The sequence below is a fragment of the Marinobacter sp. tcs-11 genome (genome assembly GCF_002049515.1).
GTDB classification, from domain to species: domain Bacteria; phylum Pseudomonadota; class Gammaproteobacteria; order Pseudomonadales; family Oleiphilaceae; genus Marinobacter; species Marinobacter nauticus.
This window is the reverse complement of sequence record NZ_LLYU01000002.1, coordinates 319,505-336,485: the sequence shown is the minus strand read 5'-3', so window position 1 is coordinate 336,485 and position 16,981 is coordinate 319,505. Positions and strand designations below refer to the sequence as shown.

Annotated in this window: 18 protein-coding genes and 3 tRNA genes; 6 read left to right on the top strand and 15 right to left on the bottom strand. The window is 56.8% G+C overall.

Going from position 1 to position 16,981, the window contains the following annotated elements:
- Nucleotides 1-4: 4 nt before the first annotated feature.
- Both ARC85_RS04295 and ARC85_RS04290 read left to right on the top strand, forming a co-directional pair.
- Nucleotides 5-964 carry a DMT family transporter gene (locus tag ARC85_RS04295; RefSeq protein WP_286714349.1) on the top strand — a complete coding sequence of 320 codons (960 nt, stop codon included), beginning with the start codon at nt 5-7 and terminating at the stop codon, nt 962-964.
- Between the two features lie 43 nt (nt 965-1,007).
- A tRNA-Val gene (locus ARC85_RS04290) sits at nt 1,008-1,084 on the top strand.
- 112 nt (nt 1,085-1,196) lie between these two features.
- Here the strand turns inward: ARC85_RS04290 and ARC85_RS04285 are convergent.
- Nucleotides 1,197-1,370, bottom strand: a complete 174-nt coding sequence (locus ARC85_RS04285) for a DUF2897 family protein (protein WP_278350710.1) — start codon at nt 1,368-1,370, stop codon at nt 1,197-1,199.
- Between the two features lie 157 nt (nt 1,371-1,527).
- Between ARC85_RS04285 and ARC85_RS04280 the strand changes: the two genes are divergently transcribed.
- Together ARC85_RS04280 and ARC85_RS04275 are read left to right on the top strand one after the other, a co-directional pair.
- Nucleotides 1,528-2,316, top strand: coding sequence for an RluA family pseudouridine synthase (locus tag ARC85_RS04280; RefSeq protein ID WP_286714348.1), 789 nt, complete (start codon nt 1,528-1,530; stop codon nt 2,314-2,316).
- A 260-nt stretch (nt 2,317-2,576) separates the two neighbouring features.
- A complete protein-coding gene (locus ARC85_RS04275; protein WP_278350712.1) occupies nt 2,577-3,401 on the top strand; it encodes a vWA domain-containing protein in 825 nt (274 codons plus the stop codon).
- Between the two features lie 108 nt (nt 3,402-3,509).
- On the opposite strand, the gene ARC85_RS04270 is transcribed toward ARC85_RS04275, so the two are convergent.
- From ARC85_RS04270 to dapA, 5 genes are read right to left on the bottom strand one after another with little or no spacing between them, the layout of a single operon-like run.
- Nucleotides 3,510-4,517 (bottom strand): NAD-dependent epimerase, encoded by a 1,008-nt coding sequence (locus tag ARC85_RS04270; protein WP_286714347.1) that lies wholly within the window; start codon nt 4,515-4,517, stop codon nt 3,510-3,512.
- Between the two features lie 51 nt (nt 4,518-4,568).
- Entirely contained in the window at nt 4,569-5,306 is a 738-nt protein-coding gene (locus tag ARC85_RS04265; protein WP_286714346.1) for a TIGR04219 family outer membrane beta-barrel protein, read from the bottom strand.
- 32 nt (nt 5,307-5,338) lie between these two features.
- Nucleotides 5,339-6,052, bottom strand: a complete 714-nt coding sequence (gene purC / locus ARC85_RS04260) for a phosphoribosylaminoimidazolesuccinocarboxamide synthase (RefSeq protein ID WP_272998903.1) — start codon at nt 6,050-6,052, stop codon at nt 5,339-5,341.
- A gap of 41 nt (nt 6,053-6,093) precedes the next feature.
- A complete protein-coding gene (gene bamC, locus ARC85_RS04255; RefSeq protein WP_278350714.1) occupies nt 6,094-7,188 on the bottom strand; it encodes an NlpB/DapX family lipoprotein in 1,095 nt (364 codons plus the stop codon).
- 31 nt (nt 7,189-7,219) lie between these two features.
- On the bottom strand, nt 7,220-8,098 hold the full coding sequence (dapA, locus tag ARC85_RS04250) for a 4-hydroxy-tetrahydrodipicolinate synthase (protein WP_278350715.1): 879 nt from the start codon (nt 8,096-8,098) through the stop codon (nt 7,220-7,222).
- Nucleotides 8,099-8,172: 74 nt separating this feature from the next.
- On the opposite strand from dapA, the gene ARC85_RS04245 reads away from it, so the two are divergent.
- Nucleotides 8,173-8,640, top strand: a complete 468-nt coding sequence (locus tag ARC85_RS04245) for a peroxiredoxin (RefSeq protein ID WP_022991090.1) — start codon at nt 8,173-8,175, stop codon at nt 8,638-8,640.
- 4 nt (nt 8,641-8,644) lie between these two features.
- On the opposite strand, the gene ARC85_RS04240 is transcribed toward ARC85_RS04245, so the two are convergent.
- Nucleotides 8,645-9,721, bottom strand: a complete 1,077-nt coding sequence (locus ARC85_RS04240; protein WP_011785176.1) for an AI-2E family transporter — start codon at nt 9,719-9,721, stop codon at nt 8,645-8,647.
- A gap of 15 nt (nt 9,722-9,736) precedes the next feature.
- Complete coding sequence (locus ARC85_RS04235; protein ID WP_011785177.1) at nt 9,737-9,964, bottom strand: sulfurtransferase TusA family protein; 228 nt, start codon at nt 9,962-9,964, stop codon at nt 9,737-9,739.
- Nucleotides 9,965-10,120: 156 nt separating this feature from the next.
- On the opposite strand from ARC85_RS04235, the gene ARC85_RS04230 reads away from it, so the two are divergent.
- On the top strand, nt 10,121-11,593 hold the full coding sequence (locus tag ARC85_RS04230) for a M48 family metalloprotease (RefSeq protein ID WP_286714345.1): 1,473 nt from the start codon (nt 10,121-10,123) through the stop codon (nt 11,591-11,593).
- A 17-nt stretch (nt 11,594-11,610) separates the two neighbouring features.
- Here ARC85_RS04230 and nadA read toward each other — a convergent pair whose 3' ends face one another.
- The 7 genes from nadA to tolA form a co-directional block, all read right to left on the bottom strand.
- Nucleotides 11,611-12,672, bottom strand: coding sequence for a quinolinate synthase NadA (gene nadA / locus ARC85_RS04225; protein ID WP_286714344.1), 1,062 nt, complete (start codon nt 12,670-12,672; stop codon nt 11,611-11,613).
- A gap of 191 nt (nt 12,673-12,863) precedes the next feature.
- Nucleotides 12,864-12,939, bottom strand: a tRNA-Lys gene (locus tag ARC85_RS04220).
- Between the two features lie 62 nt (nt 12,940-13,001).
- A tRNA-Lys gene (locus ARC85_RS04215) sits at nt 13,002-13,077 on the bottom strand.
- 113 nt (nt 13,078-13,190) lie between these two features.
- The gene (gene ybgF, locus ARC85_RS04210; protein ID WP_286714343.1) at nt 13,191-13,967 is read right to left on the bottom strand and encodes a tol-pal system protein YbgF; all 777 of its coding nucleotides are present in this window, start codon (nt 13,965-13,967) and stop codon (nt 13,191-13,193) included.
- A gap of 23 nt (nt 13,968-13,990) precedes the next feature.
- The gene (pal, locus tag ARC85_RS04205) at nt 13,991-14,560 is read right to left on the bottom strand and encodes a peptidoglycan-associated lipoprotein Pal (protein WP_011785181.1); all 570 of its coding nucleotides are present in this window, start codon (nt 14,558-14,560) and stop codon (nt 13,991-13,993) included.
- 54 nt (nt 14,561-14,614) lie between these two features.
- The gene (gene tolB, locus ARC85_RS04200) at nt 14,615-15,937 is read right to left on the bottom strand and encodes a Tol-Pal system beta propeller repeat protein TolB (RefSeq protein WP_286714342.1); all 1,323 of its coding nucleotides are present in this window, start codon (nt 15,935-15,937) and stop codon (nt 14,615-14,617) included.
- Between the two features lie 14 nt (nt 15,938-15,951).
- The gene (gene tolA, locus ARC85_RS04195; RefSeq protein ID WP_206769660.1) at nt 15,952-16,980 is read right to left on the bottom strand and encodes a cell envelope integrity protein TolA; all 1,029 of its coding nucleotides are present in this window, start codon (nt 16,978-16,980) and stop codon (nt 15,952-15,954) included.
- Nucleotide 16,981 lies beyond the last annotated feature (1 nt).

Below are 16,981 nucleotides of genomic sequence, written 5' to 3'. Positions count from 1 at the left end.
AATCATGTCTGACGCCCACAAATCCGATCTTTACCTGGTACTCGTTACCCTGCTGGCGGCGATTGGCTGGATGCTGTCTAAAGAGGCGGTTTTAATGATGCCTCCCCTGATGTTCATGGCGGCTCGCTTTCTGATTGCCGGCGCCTTTCTCGCTCTGCTGGCCCTGCCCTCACTGTTGAGGCTTAGCCGGGACCAGATACTCCGAAGCCTGGGCGTGGGCTTTGTGTTCGGCATTGCCATGACCTGCTGGATCATGGGGCTGTATCACACCGACAGCATGGGCGAGGGCGCGTTTCTGACCAGCCTGGGCGTGGTAATTGTCCCGATCATTGCCCGCACAGTATTTGGCGAACAGCAGCCTTTGAGCACCTGGCTGGCGATACCGATTGCGGTGGCCGGTCTGGCGCTTTTGTCCCTCGAAAACGGCTTCAGGCCAGACCCGGGGCAGCTCTATTTCGTTCTGGCGGCAACCATCTTTGCCCTGTACTTCACGCTCAATACCCGCGCCGCCAACCAACGCATCGTGGTCGACAAGCAAGGCAAATCGGTGGAGAAAAAGAAAGTACCGGCACTGCCGCTGACGGCCATTGCCCTGCTTACCGTTGGGACCGTGACCCTGGCGGAGTCCGCCATCAGCGAGCGTTGGACTCACACACTGACCAACCCCGAACCCATGCTCTATGTCTGGGTACTGGCCAGTGCCTTGATTGCCACAGCTGGACGTTTTCTGTTGCAGACCTATGCCCAGAGCCTGTCGGTGAACAGCCACGGTGTAGTGATACTGGTACTGGAACCGGTGTGGGTTGCTGTCTTCGCGGTTGCCTGGTTCGGCGAGACCATGACCCTGCTGCAAATAGCCGGCTGCGCGCTGATTTTTGCCGCGCTTCTGGTCAATCGCTGGAACGCCCTGAGCCGCGCCATCAAGGCCCTGATGAAAGCGAAAAATCCCCCGCAAAGAGGTTGACCAGGGCACCCGAAATCCGTATATTTCCACCCCGTTGCAGGACAGGACCATAGCTCAGTTGGTTAGAGCGCTACCTTGACATGGTAGAGGTCCGCGGTTCGAATCCGCGTGGTCCTACCAATCCTGCAGAAGAAGTCGCTTACAGCTTTGCTGGGCGGCTTTTTTTGTGTCCGGGAGTTTTCGTTGACCATCATCTAAGCTGGAAAGTTGGAACTGGTTCATGGTTCTGGCGCTACCAGCTATCCCCGTCTTTTTTATCCTTTGCCTCCTGTTCCGCTTTGCGCTGACGAATCTTCTCAAGCTTTTCTTTGGGGATTTTCATATTTGCCCCATCTCGCAGTAAAAGCAGGCTTCCGACAATCATCGCGAAGGCGGCGAATATAAACAGCCAGCCAATCATTGGCATGTCGATAACTCCTTGAGGTGGCTTTTACTCAGTGTACACCCTCAGCGCTTTCTGTCATCAATGTGCCTTGAGGTACAAGCGCCTTGTCGACACTTTCCCCGCTCCGTATTATTGCCGGCAATCATCTTGGATCTTCTCCTTCCGGATAAAAACGCCGATGCGCAAACAGTTTGATGTCACCGTAGACCAGAGCACGACGGCTGTGGATGCGCTTGCAGACGCCTCGGGCCTGCCCAAGCAGCGCATCAAGGATGCCATGGCCAAAGGCGCGTGCTGGTGGACACAGAAGGGAAAACACGTGCGTTTACGCAAGGCCAAGCGGGAACTGAAACCCGGTACCCGTATTCAGCTTTTCTACGATGATCAGGTGCTGGCGCGCAAGCCGGAAACACCGACGCTGCTGGAGAACAAAGGTCGTTACAGTATCTGGTTCAAACCCCACGGGCTGTTATCACAAGGGTCTCAATGGGGCGACCACTGCAGCTTGCTGCGCCTGGCAGAAATTAAACTGAACACACCCTGCTTTCTGGTACACCGCCTGGACGCTGACGCTGCGGGCCTGATGTTGATTGCCCATGATGGCAAGGCCGCGGCGGCCCTTTCAGAATTGTTTGCCGGGCGCGCCATGACCAAGATCTACCGGGCGCGGGTCGCCGGCAACCTGATGGCGGATGATCTTCGCCTCGACACGCCACTGGATGGCAAGGACTCAATCAGCCGCGTGACGACACTGGGCCGGGATGAGGAATCAGACACAACGGACGTGCAGGTACGAATCGAAACCGGCCGTAAACACCAGATCCGTCGACACCTGGCCGGCCTGGGGCACCCGATTGTCGGGGATCGGCTGTATGGAGGCGCTCGGTCAACCGTGCTTGAACTAGAGGCCATCTACCTGGAGTTCAAATGCCCCATGTTAGGCAAAGTAGTTAAAATCTCTGTATAGACCTCCAACCTGTTAGCTATCCCTGACGCCCACCCTCACAAATGTCAGCTTTTGATACACTCCAGCTCGCCGCCGGCTATGTCCGCAACCACCAAGCCTTTGTAACATTTTGACTTATAGGCATTATTCGTCTAAATGAAAATTATGGCTCACCTTTTGCCTAGATTATTTTAGCCAACATGGGCTACAACCCGGTATCCACCGATTGAGCAGTACGGAATGGATCCCATAGAAACGACTCAACCTGGATGAGGTGAACCATGAATCTCAAGAAGTTTTTCTCCGGCCTTATTCTGGGGACTGCCGTCGCAGTATCGCCTGCGCACGCCGCCCCCATTCTTAGCGATATCGTATTTGTTGTGGATGAATCCGGCTCCATGGGTAATGTTCAGGCAAACCTACGGACTAACATCGGACTGTTTGCCAGCATTCTGACTGGCACGGGCCAGGTCAATGCCCAGTACGGGTTGGTAGGGTATGGAAGCGGCTCTCCCGCTCCAAGGTTGATTACGGACTTCACCGATGCCACAAATTTCTCAACCGCGGCGCAAGGGCTGGTAACTAATGGCGCCTCGGAGCCGGGCTATACCGCTACCGCATTCGCGCTCAACGGTTTAGATGGCCAATCCAGCCTGTTCTCCTTCCGCAACAACGCGGTTAAGAACATCATTATACTGACCGACGAGCCTTCCAATGGCGATTTCATCAGGCGTGGATCTGTAGGAGGCCAGGCGGTTTCTGAAAGCGTTCTTGACGGACTACTGACTAGCAATAACGCGCTCTACAACGGCGTTCTGAGAAACAACAGCACAATCGCATCCTATCAACAGTTGATCTCCGATCATGGCGGAACGGTATTTGACTTGAATCTGTTCAATACCACGGACCAGACCATCGTGCAGAACTTCGTTACAGACTTCGCCAATAAAAAGCTTCAGGAAACCCTGGACTTCTGTCAGCTCAATCCGACGGACCCAGCGTGCCAACCGTCTGCATCGGTGCCGGAACCGTCCTCATTGGCCCTCATCGGCCTTGGCCTGTTTGGCCTGGGACTTCGAGCTCGCCGGAAGGCCGCCACTGCCTAACCTCCAAGGTACCGTTGAGCAAAAAGGCCAGCGATCTCGCTGGCCTTTTACTATCTTAAGCAGCACCGGCGCGGGCCGAATACTGCGGCAATGATCAAGCAGGCAAAATCATACCTTGTAAAAATCCCGATACCAGTCCACGAAGTTAGCAATGCCCTCTTCCACCGCAGTAGACGGCTTGTACCCCACATCGTTGATCAGGTCATCGACATTGGCGTAGGTGGCCGGCACGTCACCCGGTTGCAACGGAAGCAGATTCTTCTCGGCTTTTTTGCCCACCCGCTCTTCAATAATCTCGATAAAACGGGACAACTCCACCGGGTTATTACTGCCGATGTTGTAGATGCGGTAAGGCGCTTTGCTCGTACCCGGGTCCGGCTGGGCACCGCTCCAGTCTTCGTTCGGCTGGGCTACGTTGTCCAGGGTACGGATAACGCCTTCGACGATATCGTCGATGTAGGTGAAGTCCCGCTTGTGATGGCCGTGATTGAACACGTCGATGGGCTCACCGGCCAGTATCTTTTTGGTAAAGATGAACAGCGCCATATCCGGCCGGCCCCAGGGGCCGTAAACGGTAAAGAAGCGCAGCCCGGTGGTGGGCAGGTTGTACAGATGGCTGTAAGTATGGGCCATCAGCTCGTTGGCTTTCTTGGACGCCGCGTACAGGCTCAGTGGGTGATCCACGTTATCGTGCACGGAGAATGGCATGGTCTCATTAGCCCCATACACGGAGCTGCTGGAGGCATACACCAGGTGCTTGACCTCGTTATGGCGGCAACCCTCAAGGATGTTCATTAACCCGACCAGATTGGCATCCACATAGGCATGAGGGTTTTCCAGGGAATACCGGACTCCAGCCTGGGCCGCCAGGTGCACTACCCGCTCGGGCTTGTGTTCACGAAAAACCGCTTCCATGGCCTCGCGGTCGGCCACGTCCTGGCGTACTTCCGTGAAACCGGGCTTGTTCAGCAGCTGGGCCAGGCGTGCTTCCTTGAGATTGACGTCGTAATAATCGTTGACGTTGTCCACACCAATCACTTCATCGCCACGATCGAGCAAACGGTGAGCAAGATGCGAGCCGATAAAGCCGGCGGTTCCCGTAACGAGGATTTTCAAGATCTGTTCTCCATGAAAAATGGCGCCCGAAGGCGCCTTTTACTGTCCTGGTCAGAACGCCACGCCAACACTGGCAAAGGGTCCGGACATTTCCACATCCAGTTTGTCATCATCGTCTTCATAGTCGATAGACATCTGGCGGTAACCGGCCCTCAGCTGCAGCATGGCGAATTCGTACTGGCCATAAGCGTTGAAGTCGTGCAGGGAGTCGCCGCTGTAGCTGATGATGTTGCCCTCAGCACCTACGGACACGCCGGTGAACGGCAGGTCGAAACGGGCAGCGAGGTAGCCCATGGGGACGACAGCGTCGACGGAGGTTTTACTAACGTTGGCAATATCATTCACGTCCCGCAAAACCAGCTCACCATCAAAATTTCTGGCAGTCAGGCCCAGATCAAGATTCACCCAGTTATCAAGTACTTCGTAGTACAGGGTGACATCCAGTTGGTCGATATCCAGATCCGAACGAACCGGAGCTCCTGGCAGAATTCCATCAAATGCTTCCAGCCCGATCTCACCACGCCCACTCTGGGAAATACTGGTGTAATTCAACCGTACGTTCGGCAGCACCGGAATCGGATGTTCGAAAAACGCTGTGAAGTTCGCGTTGCTGTCGCTGTCGAGGTTGAGATCCTTTTCAATATCAACGGCCGAGTCCTTGTTGACCACTTCGCCGGAGAAATCGGAATCCCAATAGCTAACGTTGGCGCCAACGCCTAGTACATCAGCATCGGCCAGCGGCGCGGCCAAAGCCAGTGAGCCACCTACAACAATCATCAGTTTACGCATAACGCACCCGTTTTTGTGGTTGTATTAGCCGGTCAGTCAAACTTTATGCCGAGACGACGACCGACTTCTTCATAGGTTTCAATCACTTCGCCAAGGCCCTGGCGGAAGCGATCCTTGTCCATTTTCTTGCGGGTTTCCTTGTCCCAGATACGACAGCCATCAGGGCTGAATTCGTCACCCAGAACGATCTGACCACCACTGCGGCCAAATTCCAGCTTATAGTCCACCAGCAGCATGCCGGCGTCGTCAAACAGTTTTTTCAGCACGTCGTTGACCTTATAGGTCAGCTCTTTCATCCGGGCCAGCTCATCGGCCTTGGCCCAGCCGAAGCTGACCGCCAGGGATTCGTTCACCATCGGATCGTGCAGCGCATCGTTTTTCAGAAAGAGCTCAAAGGTGGGCGGGTTCAGCTCCTGACCCTCGTCCACGCCAAGGCGACGGCACAGGCTGCCCGCAGACACATTGCGCACCACACACTCAACCGGGATCATCTCAAGCTTCTTGACCAGGGACTCGGTATCAGACAGCAGCCCTTCGAAGTGGGTAGGTACGCCGGCCGCTTCCAGCTTTTCCATGATGAAGGCATTGAACTTGTTGTTCACCATACCCTTGCGGTTCAGCTGTTCTTTCTTCTCTCCGTCAAAGGCCGAGGTATCGTCCCGGAACACCAGAACAAACCGCTCGGGATCGTCCGTGCGGTAAACCGATTTTGCCTTGCCGGCATAAAGCTCTTCGCGCTTTTCCATTACTTTCTCCAAACGGCCGGTGGCCACGGCCACCCCGTTAATCAATACAGATGTTCAAAGAGTTGGGTAAGCAGATCTGCTGAACTGCGCTCACCCCCGTAGCTGTCCTGCTGCTCGGCGGTAACGCTCATAGCGTCCGCGCTCTGCTGAATTCGAACTGTGTGGGTGTGAACCGGCTTTTCGGCATCGCTGAACCACGAGAACCAGCCCGGGCTGCGTTCGTCTTCCGTGCGGAAATCCACCTGCAACCAGCCTTCGCTCCGGTTCAGATCCAGTACCGGCAGCCCCATTTCCTCCAAGGACCGATTGACCTCTGCCCAGGTGCGGCCGAAATCCAGTTCTACCCGAATGGCAACCGCTTCTTCCTGTTCAGACTGCAAGCGTACCAATGGCTTGGAGACCATGCCTGAGGCCGCCCGCGAGAAGGATTTGTTATCCTCACGCTGTTTGAGGAAATCCCCCAGCTCCGTCAGCAGCGCCCGCTGGTGTTGCTCGGAGGTTGCATCGGCACCGGTGTCACTGTCCCAGGGCATGAGTTCTTCCGGGGCTTGCTCCAGCTCCAGAATACGCACGCGGATTTCAGTGGTTTTACGACGGATGCCAGGTGCCAGACGGGCCTGCATCACCACTTTGGGTTCAGTTGCGGTCGGATTATCAGCGAGCCCCAGCAGTGTTCGGCTGCGCTTGCTGAAGTTCGCCAGTTCACTCTGGAGAATCCCCAGTTGCGGGCTGTCATGGGCAATGCCCAGACCGCTTTCATTCATCCAGGCACTCACCACGGGCCAGAGTCGGCCCGGCACCTCATTGACCAGTAACCAGATACGGCCGTCCAGCTCTTCAATTACATAGTTTTCATCCAGAATCTCGGATGTCATATCTGGCGGACGGGGAATCGACGACGGGTAAAGATTGCGGGAATCAGCTGTGTTGATAGCCCGTATCGGCATGGTCTCACTCAGTCGGGAGCTGTCGAGACCATCTGGCACCTGAATCGGCTCGCCTTCCGGCGCATTGACATAGCCTTCGGAACGATCATTTATGAAACTGCAACCGGCCAGGGCACTGGCAAGTACCAGCGCCGAAACAGGTCGAACGAACAAAACGGTTTTCTTACGGGCTCTTGCAGGAACCTGCATCGGGTTACTCCGGTTAACGGTAACGGTGGCCTCAGAGAACACCTGAGGCCTTGAGCGCGTCTTCCACCTCGCCGTGGAACTTTTCACTGAGCGGCGTCAGTGGCAGACGGATGCCCTCACCGATCATGCCCATGCGGTACAGCGCCCATTTTACCGGAATCGGGTTGGCTTCCAGGAACAGCTTGCGATTAAGCGGCATCAAAAGCTCATTCAAGCGGCGGGTTTCGTCTTCGTTGCCCGCAATGGCCGCTTCACAGAGCTCAGCCATGGCTTTCGGAGCAACATTGGCCGTTACCGAAACATTACCTTTCGCGCCCGCCAGCATCAGATCCGCCGCTGTGGCGTCGTCACCGGAATACACCGCAAGGCGTCCATCCAGGGCTTCGATCAGCTCGGCGCCACGGGGAATGTTCCCGGTCGCATCCTTGATACCAACGATATTGGGGATATCGGCCAGGCGAACCACCGTCTCGTTCAACATATCGCAGGCAGTGCGGCCCGGTACGTTGTAGAGAATCTGGTTCATGCCCGGTACCGCTTCCGCGATGGCCTTGAAGTGCTGATACAGGCCTTCCTGGGTCGGCTTGTTGTAGTAAGGCACCACGAGCAGACAGGCATCGGCACCGAGTTTGTGGGCTTCGGTGGTCAATTCAATGGCTTCGCGCGTACTGTTACCACCGGTACCGGCAATAACGGGAATCCGGCCGTTCACACGTTTTATGATATGCCCGATCGTCCGGATGTGTTCCTCCGGATCCAGGGTTGCGGATTCGCCAGTGGTGCCCACAGCAACAATGCCATGGGTGCCGTTTTCGATATGAAAGTCCACCAGTTTGTCCAGATCCTCCCAGTGAATATCACCGTTTGGATGCATGGGCGTGACCAGTGCGACAAGGCTACCCGTAATCATAAAAGCTCCGTCCGAATAAAACCGATATGGTAATGTTGGGCTCGAACTGACACAAGGGAATTAAAGGAGATGTCATGTCATCCGTAGCATTGAATCAACCCGTGCCAGAATTTCAGGCTGAGGCCACTGGCGATCAGACCGTTCGCCTGAGCGACCTGAAAGGCCGGAACATCGTTATTTATTTCTATCCGAAAGACAATACACCGGGCTGCACCACCGAGGGCCAGGACTTCCGGGACAGAATGGAAGCCTTCGCTGCCGAGGACACCGAGATATTCGGCGTCTCGCGGGATGGCCTGAAAGCCCATGATAACTTCCGGGCGAAATACAGCTTTCCGTTCCACCTGATTTCCGACAAGGACGAATCCCTGTGCAAGCTGTTCGACGTCATCAAGCTCAAGAAGCTTTATGGCAAGGAGCACCTTGGCATTGAACGCAGCACCTTCCTGATCGACAAGGAAGGCGTGCTGCGCAGGGAATGGCGCGGCGTCAAGGTCAAAGGGCACGCCGACGAGGTGCTGGAAGCCGTCAAGGCCCTTTAACGCCCTATTCCGCAATGGCTGGTGGCGGAGGCGACTCCTTCACCGGCCAGGCCGCGAAAACCGCTTTCAGCATCGTCGCCAGTGGAATCGCAAAAAACACGCCCCACAAGCCCCAGATTCCGCCAAAGAACAACACGGCAACAATAATCGCCACCGGGTGCAGGTTGTTCACTTCCGAGAACAGAATCGGTACCAGGACATTGCCATCAAGCGCCTGAATAATGCCGTAGATGACCATGACCCAGATAAAATGGCTGCCCCAGCCGAACGCAAACAGGCCGATCACTGCCACCGGAATGGTGACCACCGCAGCGCCAATGTAGGGAATCACCACGCTCAGCCCCACCAACAGGGAAAGCAATGCCGCATAGGGCATGCCGAGAAACTTGAAGGCGACATAGGTGACGCCACCCACTATCAGGATCTCCACCGCCTTGCCACGGACGTAGTTGGCACATTGCAGATTAACCTCGTGCCAGATGCGAACCATCATTGGTCGCTGCGGAGGTAGCAGGCGGGCAAATGAGTTCACCAGGACCCGACGGTCTTTCAGAAAGAAAAAGACCAGGATAGGCACCAGAACCATGTAGATCAGCAAGGCCACAAGGTCCGGAATGCTGGAGAGCGAGAAAGACACCAGCCATTGAGTCAGGTGCCCTACTTCGGCCGAGATCTGCTGATACATGGTATTCACAGATTCAGCAGAAACCAGATGCGGATATTGTTGCGGCAGAACCTCAAGATAGGACTGCAGCTCGCGGATGATCCGTGGCGCTTCGCCGGCAAGGGTACTCAGTTGGGTCCAGATCAACGGCAACAAGCCGAAGATAAAACCCACCAGCACGCCCAGGAACACGACAAACACGCCAATTACGGCGATCAGCTCAGGCACACCCATCCGGTTCAGTTTTGACACCAGGCCCTGCAGAATGAACGCGACAATCAGGGAAGCGATGGCCGGCGCCAGCATGGCCCCGAACCAGATAATAAAGACGGTGCCTGTCACCAGCAGCAAAAAAAGGATGACGGCTTCTTCGTCTGAAAAATACTTGTGGGCTAGACCGCGCAGAATTCTGACCATGAATGACTCCGGAAATTAACCGCCGCACTTTATCACGAAACGGTATTCCCCATTACTCTCCGATTGGCTGACAAGCGTATGGGCCGACAACGCCAGCCAGGCAGGTATGTCCCTCAGTGAGCCGGTATCCGTGGCGACAACCACCAATTCCTCCCCGGGCGTCATGGAGTTGAGCTCCAGCTTGGTTTTCAGCAGCGGCATGGGACAACGCAGGCCGCTGGCATCCAGGGTTCTGTCAGCCATAATCAGCATTTACCATTACGTTTCATACAGTAATCAGGCAGGCATTATGCCGCTGGTGTTACTCTATTGCATCACAAGAGTTGGTAATACTCCGGAGAACTTGCCGGCTGCCGCCTTGTCAAACGGGCAACACGAATTCGAGGCATCCTCAGACATATGAAGTACCAGAACGAAGGCCAACACCGCTCCCCCTGGGCCCTGATCGTTTTTCTGGCCCTCAGCATGGCGGTCACCAGCCCGGCCACACGCGCGCAGTCGTCAGACCTGCCAAGCATCGGCGGTAGCGGCGGCCTGATCTCCGGACAGATGGAAGCTGATATTGGCCAACAGGTTATGGCCTCCATTCGCCGTTCAGCCCCGCAACTTCAGGACCCACTGGTCTACGACTACCTGAGCGCGATCATTTATCGTCTGGTGCCGTCCGCACCGCTGGATAACCGCGACCTGAAACTGGTTCTGATTGACAGCCCGGCCATCAACGCTTTCGCCGTGCCCGGCGGCGTAGTAGGCGTCAATGGGGGCCTGTTTCTGAACGCCGCCACCGAACAACAGTTTGCCTCGGTCCTGGCCCACGAACTGGCCCACCTCAGCCAGCGCCATTTTGCTCGCCGAATGCAGCAACAGGAAACCAGCGCTCCGTTAACCCTGGCCGGCATGATCGCCGGTATCGTGCTTTCTGCGGTTACCCAGTCAGACATTGGCATTGCCGCCATCGCCGGCACCCAGGCCATGGCGGTGCAGAACATGCTGGCCTACAGCCGCTCCCACGAACAGGAAGCCGACCGGGTTGGCATGGACATCCTGGCCAGTGCCGGCATGGACCCGAGAGGCATGCCCGAGATGTTCGAAATCATGATGCGCCAGAACCGCCTGCAGGGGAATCGCCTGCCGGAATACCTTTCCACTCACCCCCTGACCCAGAACCGGGTTGCCGACACCCGCAACCGGGCCGAACAATACCCTGATACCCGGGTGCAGGATGGCCAGGAATACCACCTGGTGCGCAGTCGCCTGCAGGTGCACTACAGCGAATCCCCGGAAACGGCGATAGAAACCTTCGAGGCCTACCTGGCTCGGGAAGACGCCCAGCGCAACGATGCTATCCGCTATGGTCTGGCGGTGGCTTATCAGGAAAGCCGGCGCTACGAACAGGCCGAACAGTTAATGCGGGAATTACTGAAAGCCAACCCCGGGCGCATCACGTTCCAGGTATCACTGGCGGAGGTACTGATCAGCCAGAAACGGTATGAAGACGCCAGAGCGCTTATGCAGGAGGCACTGGCGCGCAATCCCGGCAACTATCCAATAACCTCCACGCTGGCGGCCATAGAGATTGCCGATGGTAACGGGGCCGCCGCTGCCGACTACCTGAGGGAACTGACTCGCCGCCTGCCCAGCCAGGAGCAGCTATGGTTGAGACTGGCCGAAGCCGAAGGTATGGCTCGGAATATTGTCGGGGTGCACCGGGCGAGAGCGGAATACGACGTACTGATGGGCGATCTGAAATCAGCACAGCGGCAATTGCGCCAGGCTCAAGAAAAACTGCCGGCCGGCTCCGCCGAACGTCAGGTGGTCAGCGAGCGCCTTGGAGAGCTGACCAACCGGCTTCAGGCGCGCGAAGCCGGTTAGGAATAACCACGGAACCTTCAGGCGTTGCCGGCAGCTTTGAGGTTCATGTTGGCGGTAAAGTCCAGCATGCGGCGCAGCGGGCGCAGCGCGTCTTCTCGCAGCGCGTCATCCACATGCACTTCCTGGTCGCCATGCTCGAGCACGTGCAGCAGATTCTCCAGACCGTTCATGGCCATCCAGGGACAATGGGCACAGCTTCGGCAGGTTGCGCCGTTGCCCGCGGTGGGCGCCTCAATCAACGTTTTGTTGGGCGCCAGCTGTTGCATCTTGTAGAAAATGCCGTTGTCGGTTGCAACGATAAACTCTTCGTTCGGAAGCGTTTGCACCGCGTGAATCAGTTGCGAGGTTGAACCGACCACATCCGCCATCTGTACCACCGCATCGGGTGACTCCGGGTGCACCAGGATCGCTGCATCCGGGTACAGGGCCCTGAGGTCTTCCAGGCCACGGTACTTGAACTCTTCGTGCACGATACAGGACCCGTCCCACAACAGAACGTCTGCGCCTGTGGTTTTCTGGACATAGCCACCCAGGTGCTTGTCCGGCGCCCACAGGATTTTTTCGCCTTTGGCGTCCAGATGCTCAACAATGGCCTGGGCACAACTGGAGGTAACAACCCAATCAGCCCGGGCCTTTACCGCGGCCGAGGTATTGGCATAAACCACGACGGTGCGATCCGGGTGCTGATCACAGAACTCCGAAAACTCATCTGCGGGGCAACCAACATCGAGCGAGCAGGTCGCCTCCAGGGTTGGCATCAGAACCTTTTTCTCCGGATTCAGAATCTTTGCCGTCTCTCCCATGAAACGAACGCCGGCAACGACCACGGTGGAGGCCGGGTGCTGGTTGCCGAAGCGCGCCATTTCCAGGGAATCCGCCACACAACCACCGGTCTCTTCTGCCAGCCGCTGGATGTCCGGGTCGGTGTAATAATGCGCAACCAGAACGGCATCCTTCTCCTTCAGAGCCACCTTGATCCTGGCCTCGAGATCAGCTTTCTCTGAGGCGCTCAGGGGCTTGGGCTCCGCCTGATGGGCGAGATGTTCCTGAACCAGAATGCGGTCTTGCGCTTTAGTCATCACTTATTCTCTGATTGACGTTAACGGCCAGAGTATATCACTTCTGCCTTTGGTTTCATGATCCTGCAATGTGGGTATGCCAGGTTGCAGGGTAGCGTCCGTCCTGTGGGTATAGGTGGGTTCTTGCAGGCAAAAAAAAAGAGCCTTTCGGCTCTTTTTTCCGCAAACCCCGTAGTGACGGCTTGCCTTGTTGGTGGGTCGTGAAGGATTCGAACCTTCGACCAATTGGTTAAAAGCCAACTGCTCTACCAACTGAGCTAACGACCCCTAACTGGCTGTGCTGGCTTTTCATCCAGCGAACGCGTGGCACAAACCTCGCGCTCTGAATTTGGTGGGTCGTGAAGGATTCGAACCTTCGACCAATTGGTTAAAAGCCAACTGCTCTACCAACTGAGCTAACGACCCAAACGAGGCGCACATATTACTGATATTTTTTTGGTGATCAACCCCTTTTTTTCATGGTCGACCAACTTTTTTCAATGACCGATCAAGATCCGTGCAGGTTGACCAGATACCGATCAACCCTGGGCGGAATCCAGATACTTCTTCGCCAACTCTGCCGCTCCTGAATTCGGGTACTGCTCAACTACGGAGGTCATCCGGCGCCGAGCTTCATCTTTTTCGCCCAGACGATCCAGGGTCACCCCCAGCTTGTACACAGCGTCCGGTGCCTTGCGATGATCACTATAGCGCGTCGCAACAATGGTAAAAGCCTGACGGGCCTGCTCCAGCTGGGGTTTCGCCAGATAGACTTCACCAAGCCAGTAATAGGCATTAACGGTGAGGTCGCCCTCGGGATAGGTATCCACAAACTCGTACAGGCGCGTTATCGCCGTGTCGTAGTCTTTCTTGTTACGGATAAGGTCGATAATGTCGTTATAGGTTTTCTGCTCTTCCGGTTCCGGCGAGCGATACACCCGGGCAGGCGTCAGTCTTCCACTATCTGCTGAAGCCCCCGCTGCAGTCGGCTGCTGGGCTGCACTAGCCCCGGACTCGACGGCCTTGGACAGCTCCAGTATCCGCTGATCCAGATCCACATAGCGGTCCCTGCCCTGCTGTTGCAGACGACTGATCTGGTGTTGCTGTTCTTCAACCTGGCCCCGCAGGTCTCGCACTTCGCGCTGCAGTTGCTGAATCATGTAGAACAGCTCTGCCGTGGCCTGGTTGTTGCCGGCCTTACGCTGGGCCTCGGAACTGTTGTTCTGGAATGCGGGTGTGGACGACTGTGCATGGATGACTCCCGCCAGGCCAAGGCCCAGCGGGATCAGCACGGCCGCCATGAGCTGTTTTCTCATGGATACGTCCGTCTAGGTCGGTTTTACTGGAACACCAGCTCTACGCGACGGTTCTGTGCCCAGGCACTTTCAGTGGAACCACGCACGGCCGGCTTTTCTTCACCATAGCTTACGGTTTCAATCTGGCCACGGGAAGCGCCGTTTACGATCAGGAAGCGCTGTACAGCGTTGGCGCGACGCTCACCCAAAGCCAGGTTGTATTCCTTGGTACCACGCTCATCAGCATGACCTTCCAGGCGTACCTGCTGACGCGGGTTGTCCGCCAGGTAGCGAGCGTGGGCAACCAGCACGTCACGGGCGTCCGGCTTGATTTCAGAGGTATCGAAATCGAAGTAGAAAGTGGTGATGTCACGCAGGGCTTCCTGCTCGGCTTGCTCCTGAGCGGCCCGACGCTCGTCATCAGTCAGCTCGGAGGCGGAAACGCCGGAGCCATCCGCACCACCGTAAACGGTAGAACCGCCATCCTGATCAATCGCGGCCACGTCAGAACCGTAGGCACCCTCTTCCATGTTCTCACCGGTGGAGCTACAACCAGCAACCAGGCCGGCGGACAGGAGCATGGCAAACGCTTTTGTAGAGAAAGACATCTTCATCACGTTATTTCCTCTTTTCAGGTCTTCGTTGAATTAATTCCGTTCAGTGCATTTTCAGCGGGTAACCGGCCCCCAGGCCGGCTCCCGCACTTCGCCCTCGGAGGCCGGCAGGCTATACGCCGCACCTCCGTCTGCGGATACCACGGTCAGTACGCCTTCCCCATTCTGACGGGTTGCGTAGATCAGCAACCTGCCATTGGGAGCCACACTGGGTGATTCGTCGGAACCGGTTCGGGTGATAACCGTCTCTTCACCGGTCTCCAGATTGGTTCTGGCGATATGGAAGGCACTGTCGCGCTGATGAACGTAATAGACATAGTCACCCGTGGGGCTCGGTCGCGGCCTTGCGTTGTAGCGACTGCCAAAGGTAATTCGACGCGGTTCAGCACCCGGACGTTCCATATGATAGATCTGCGGCCCGCCGGAACGGTCAGAGGTAAAGTAGATACCCCGGTCGGCATGGTCCCATGCGGCTTCGGTATCAATCGCCCAATGGTCGGTCAACCGCGTCAGATTGCGGCTGGCAAGGTCCATTCGGTAAATCTCGGCGTTACCGTCACGGGAAAGCGTCATCAACAGCGAACGGCCATCGGCCGACCAGGCCGGTGCCGAGTTCAGCCCCGGGAAGTCCGCAACCTTCTGGCGCTCACCGGTGGCCAGTTCGTGGACAAAAATGACCGGTTTGCCAGTCTCGAAGGAAACGTAGGCCAGCTTTTTGCCATCCGGCGACCAGGCCGGTGACAGAATCGGCTCCCGGCTTTCCAGCCGGACTTTGGAGCGCTTACCATCCACATCGCTGACCTGAAGCCGGTAACGGGTCTGCTCGCCCTCACCAGACACGGTGATGTAAGCCAGCTTGGTGGAGAATACACCGGGAGCCCCGGTAATGGCTTCATACACCCGGTCACTGATGTGGTGGCCCAGCGACCGCAGGTTAGAGGCAGGAACTGCCGCCGTTTCACCAAGAATCCGCTTCTCCTGGTTAACATCAAACAACTCGTAGCGGGCCTGAATCCGATCACCATTGCGGGTCAGTTGCCCCACCAGCACATAGCGCTGCCCCAGCATGCGCCAGTCCCGGAAATACACCTCGGAGCGCTCAGAGGGAAGGCTCAGCATTTTTGATGGTTCTAGCGGACGAAACTCACCACTCATGGTCAGATCTGCCTGCACGATACTGCCCACCTTGTCCCCGGCGGGCATACTGCCACTCTCTGCGAACGGTACGACGGCAATCGGAATGGCCGACCCCGCACCTTCGGTGATGCGGATCAACAGTTCCGCCCGGGCGCTCAGGGATGCCGCCAAAAACAGCACCAGGCAGGCAATAATCGGTGTCTTCAGAAAGCTACCAGAGCAATGGGATCTGCTTTTCATAAACATTATCAACCTCACCGCAGTCTTTGCGGGTTGAATTCAATCGTGAACTGGCGGAAATAACGCTCAAACGTGTCACGATTATCCGGAATGGGATAGCGGTTCAATGATCGGACCGCACTCAGGGCCGAGTTATCAAACGCAGTGTTGCCACTGCTACCGACCAACTTCACACTGGCCAGTTCACCGGTGGGCAACAGTGTGATCTGCAACCTCGCCGTCATGTTTTCAGTCGCCGAGGACGGCGGATACCACGCCTGGCTTAACCGCTCGCGAATCAACGCCTGGTATTTCTCACTCTCGCTCAGCATCTGTGCTTCTCTGGCACGTGCTGCCGCGGCTTCCTGCTGGCGGCGGGCTTCCGCTTCACGCTCCTGTCTGGCCTGATCCGCCAGTGCTTCCAGCTGCTGTTCACGCAGGCGCCTCTCAGCCTCAAGACGTTTCCGCTCCGCCTCTTTGCGAGCTTCCTCTTCGCGGCGCTGTCGTTCAGCCTCTTCTTTCTTTCGCTGTTCTTCCTGGCGGCGCTTTTCTTCCTCGGCCCGGCGCTTAGCTTCTTCTTGCCGCTTGCGCTCTTCCTCAGCTTTCTGCCGCTCCCGCTCTTTGGCTTCGGCTTCCGCTTTCTGGCGCGCCGCTTCACGCTCTCTGGCTTGCTTCTCTGCCAGCTCCTTTGCCTGCGCCTCTTGCTGACGACGCTCTTCTTCGCGCCTGCGAGCTTCTTCCTGAGCCTTCCGTTCCGCCTCCTGCCGGGCTTTTTCTTCAGCCTGGCGCTGGCGTTCGGCTTCTTCCCGCTCGCGCGCCTGTGCCTGCTTGCGCTCCTGCTCTTTATCCGCCTCGTCCTGCTCTTCCACCACCGGTGTCGGCCTTGGTTCAGGACTGATCAGCCGGGCCGAAATACTTCTGGGCTCCGGTTCTGGTGGCGTATTCCACGACCACCCGGCCAGAGCAATACCGAACACCAGCAGGTGCAGCCCTACCGAGACCGCCACCGGTGATTTCAGAGGTGCTTTTCCGGTACTGACGATGTCCCGCTTGTGGCCCTTCAAA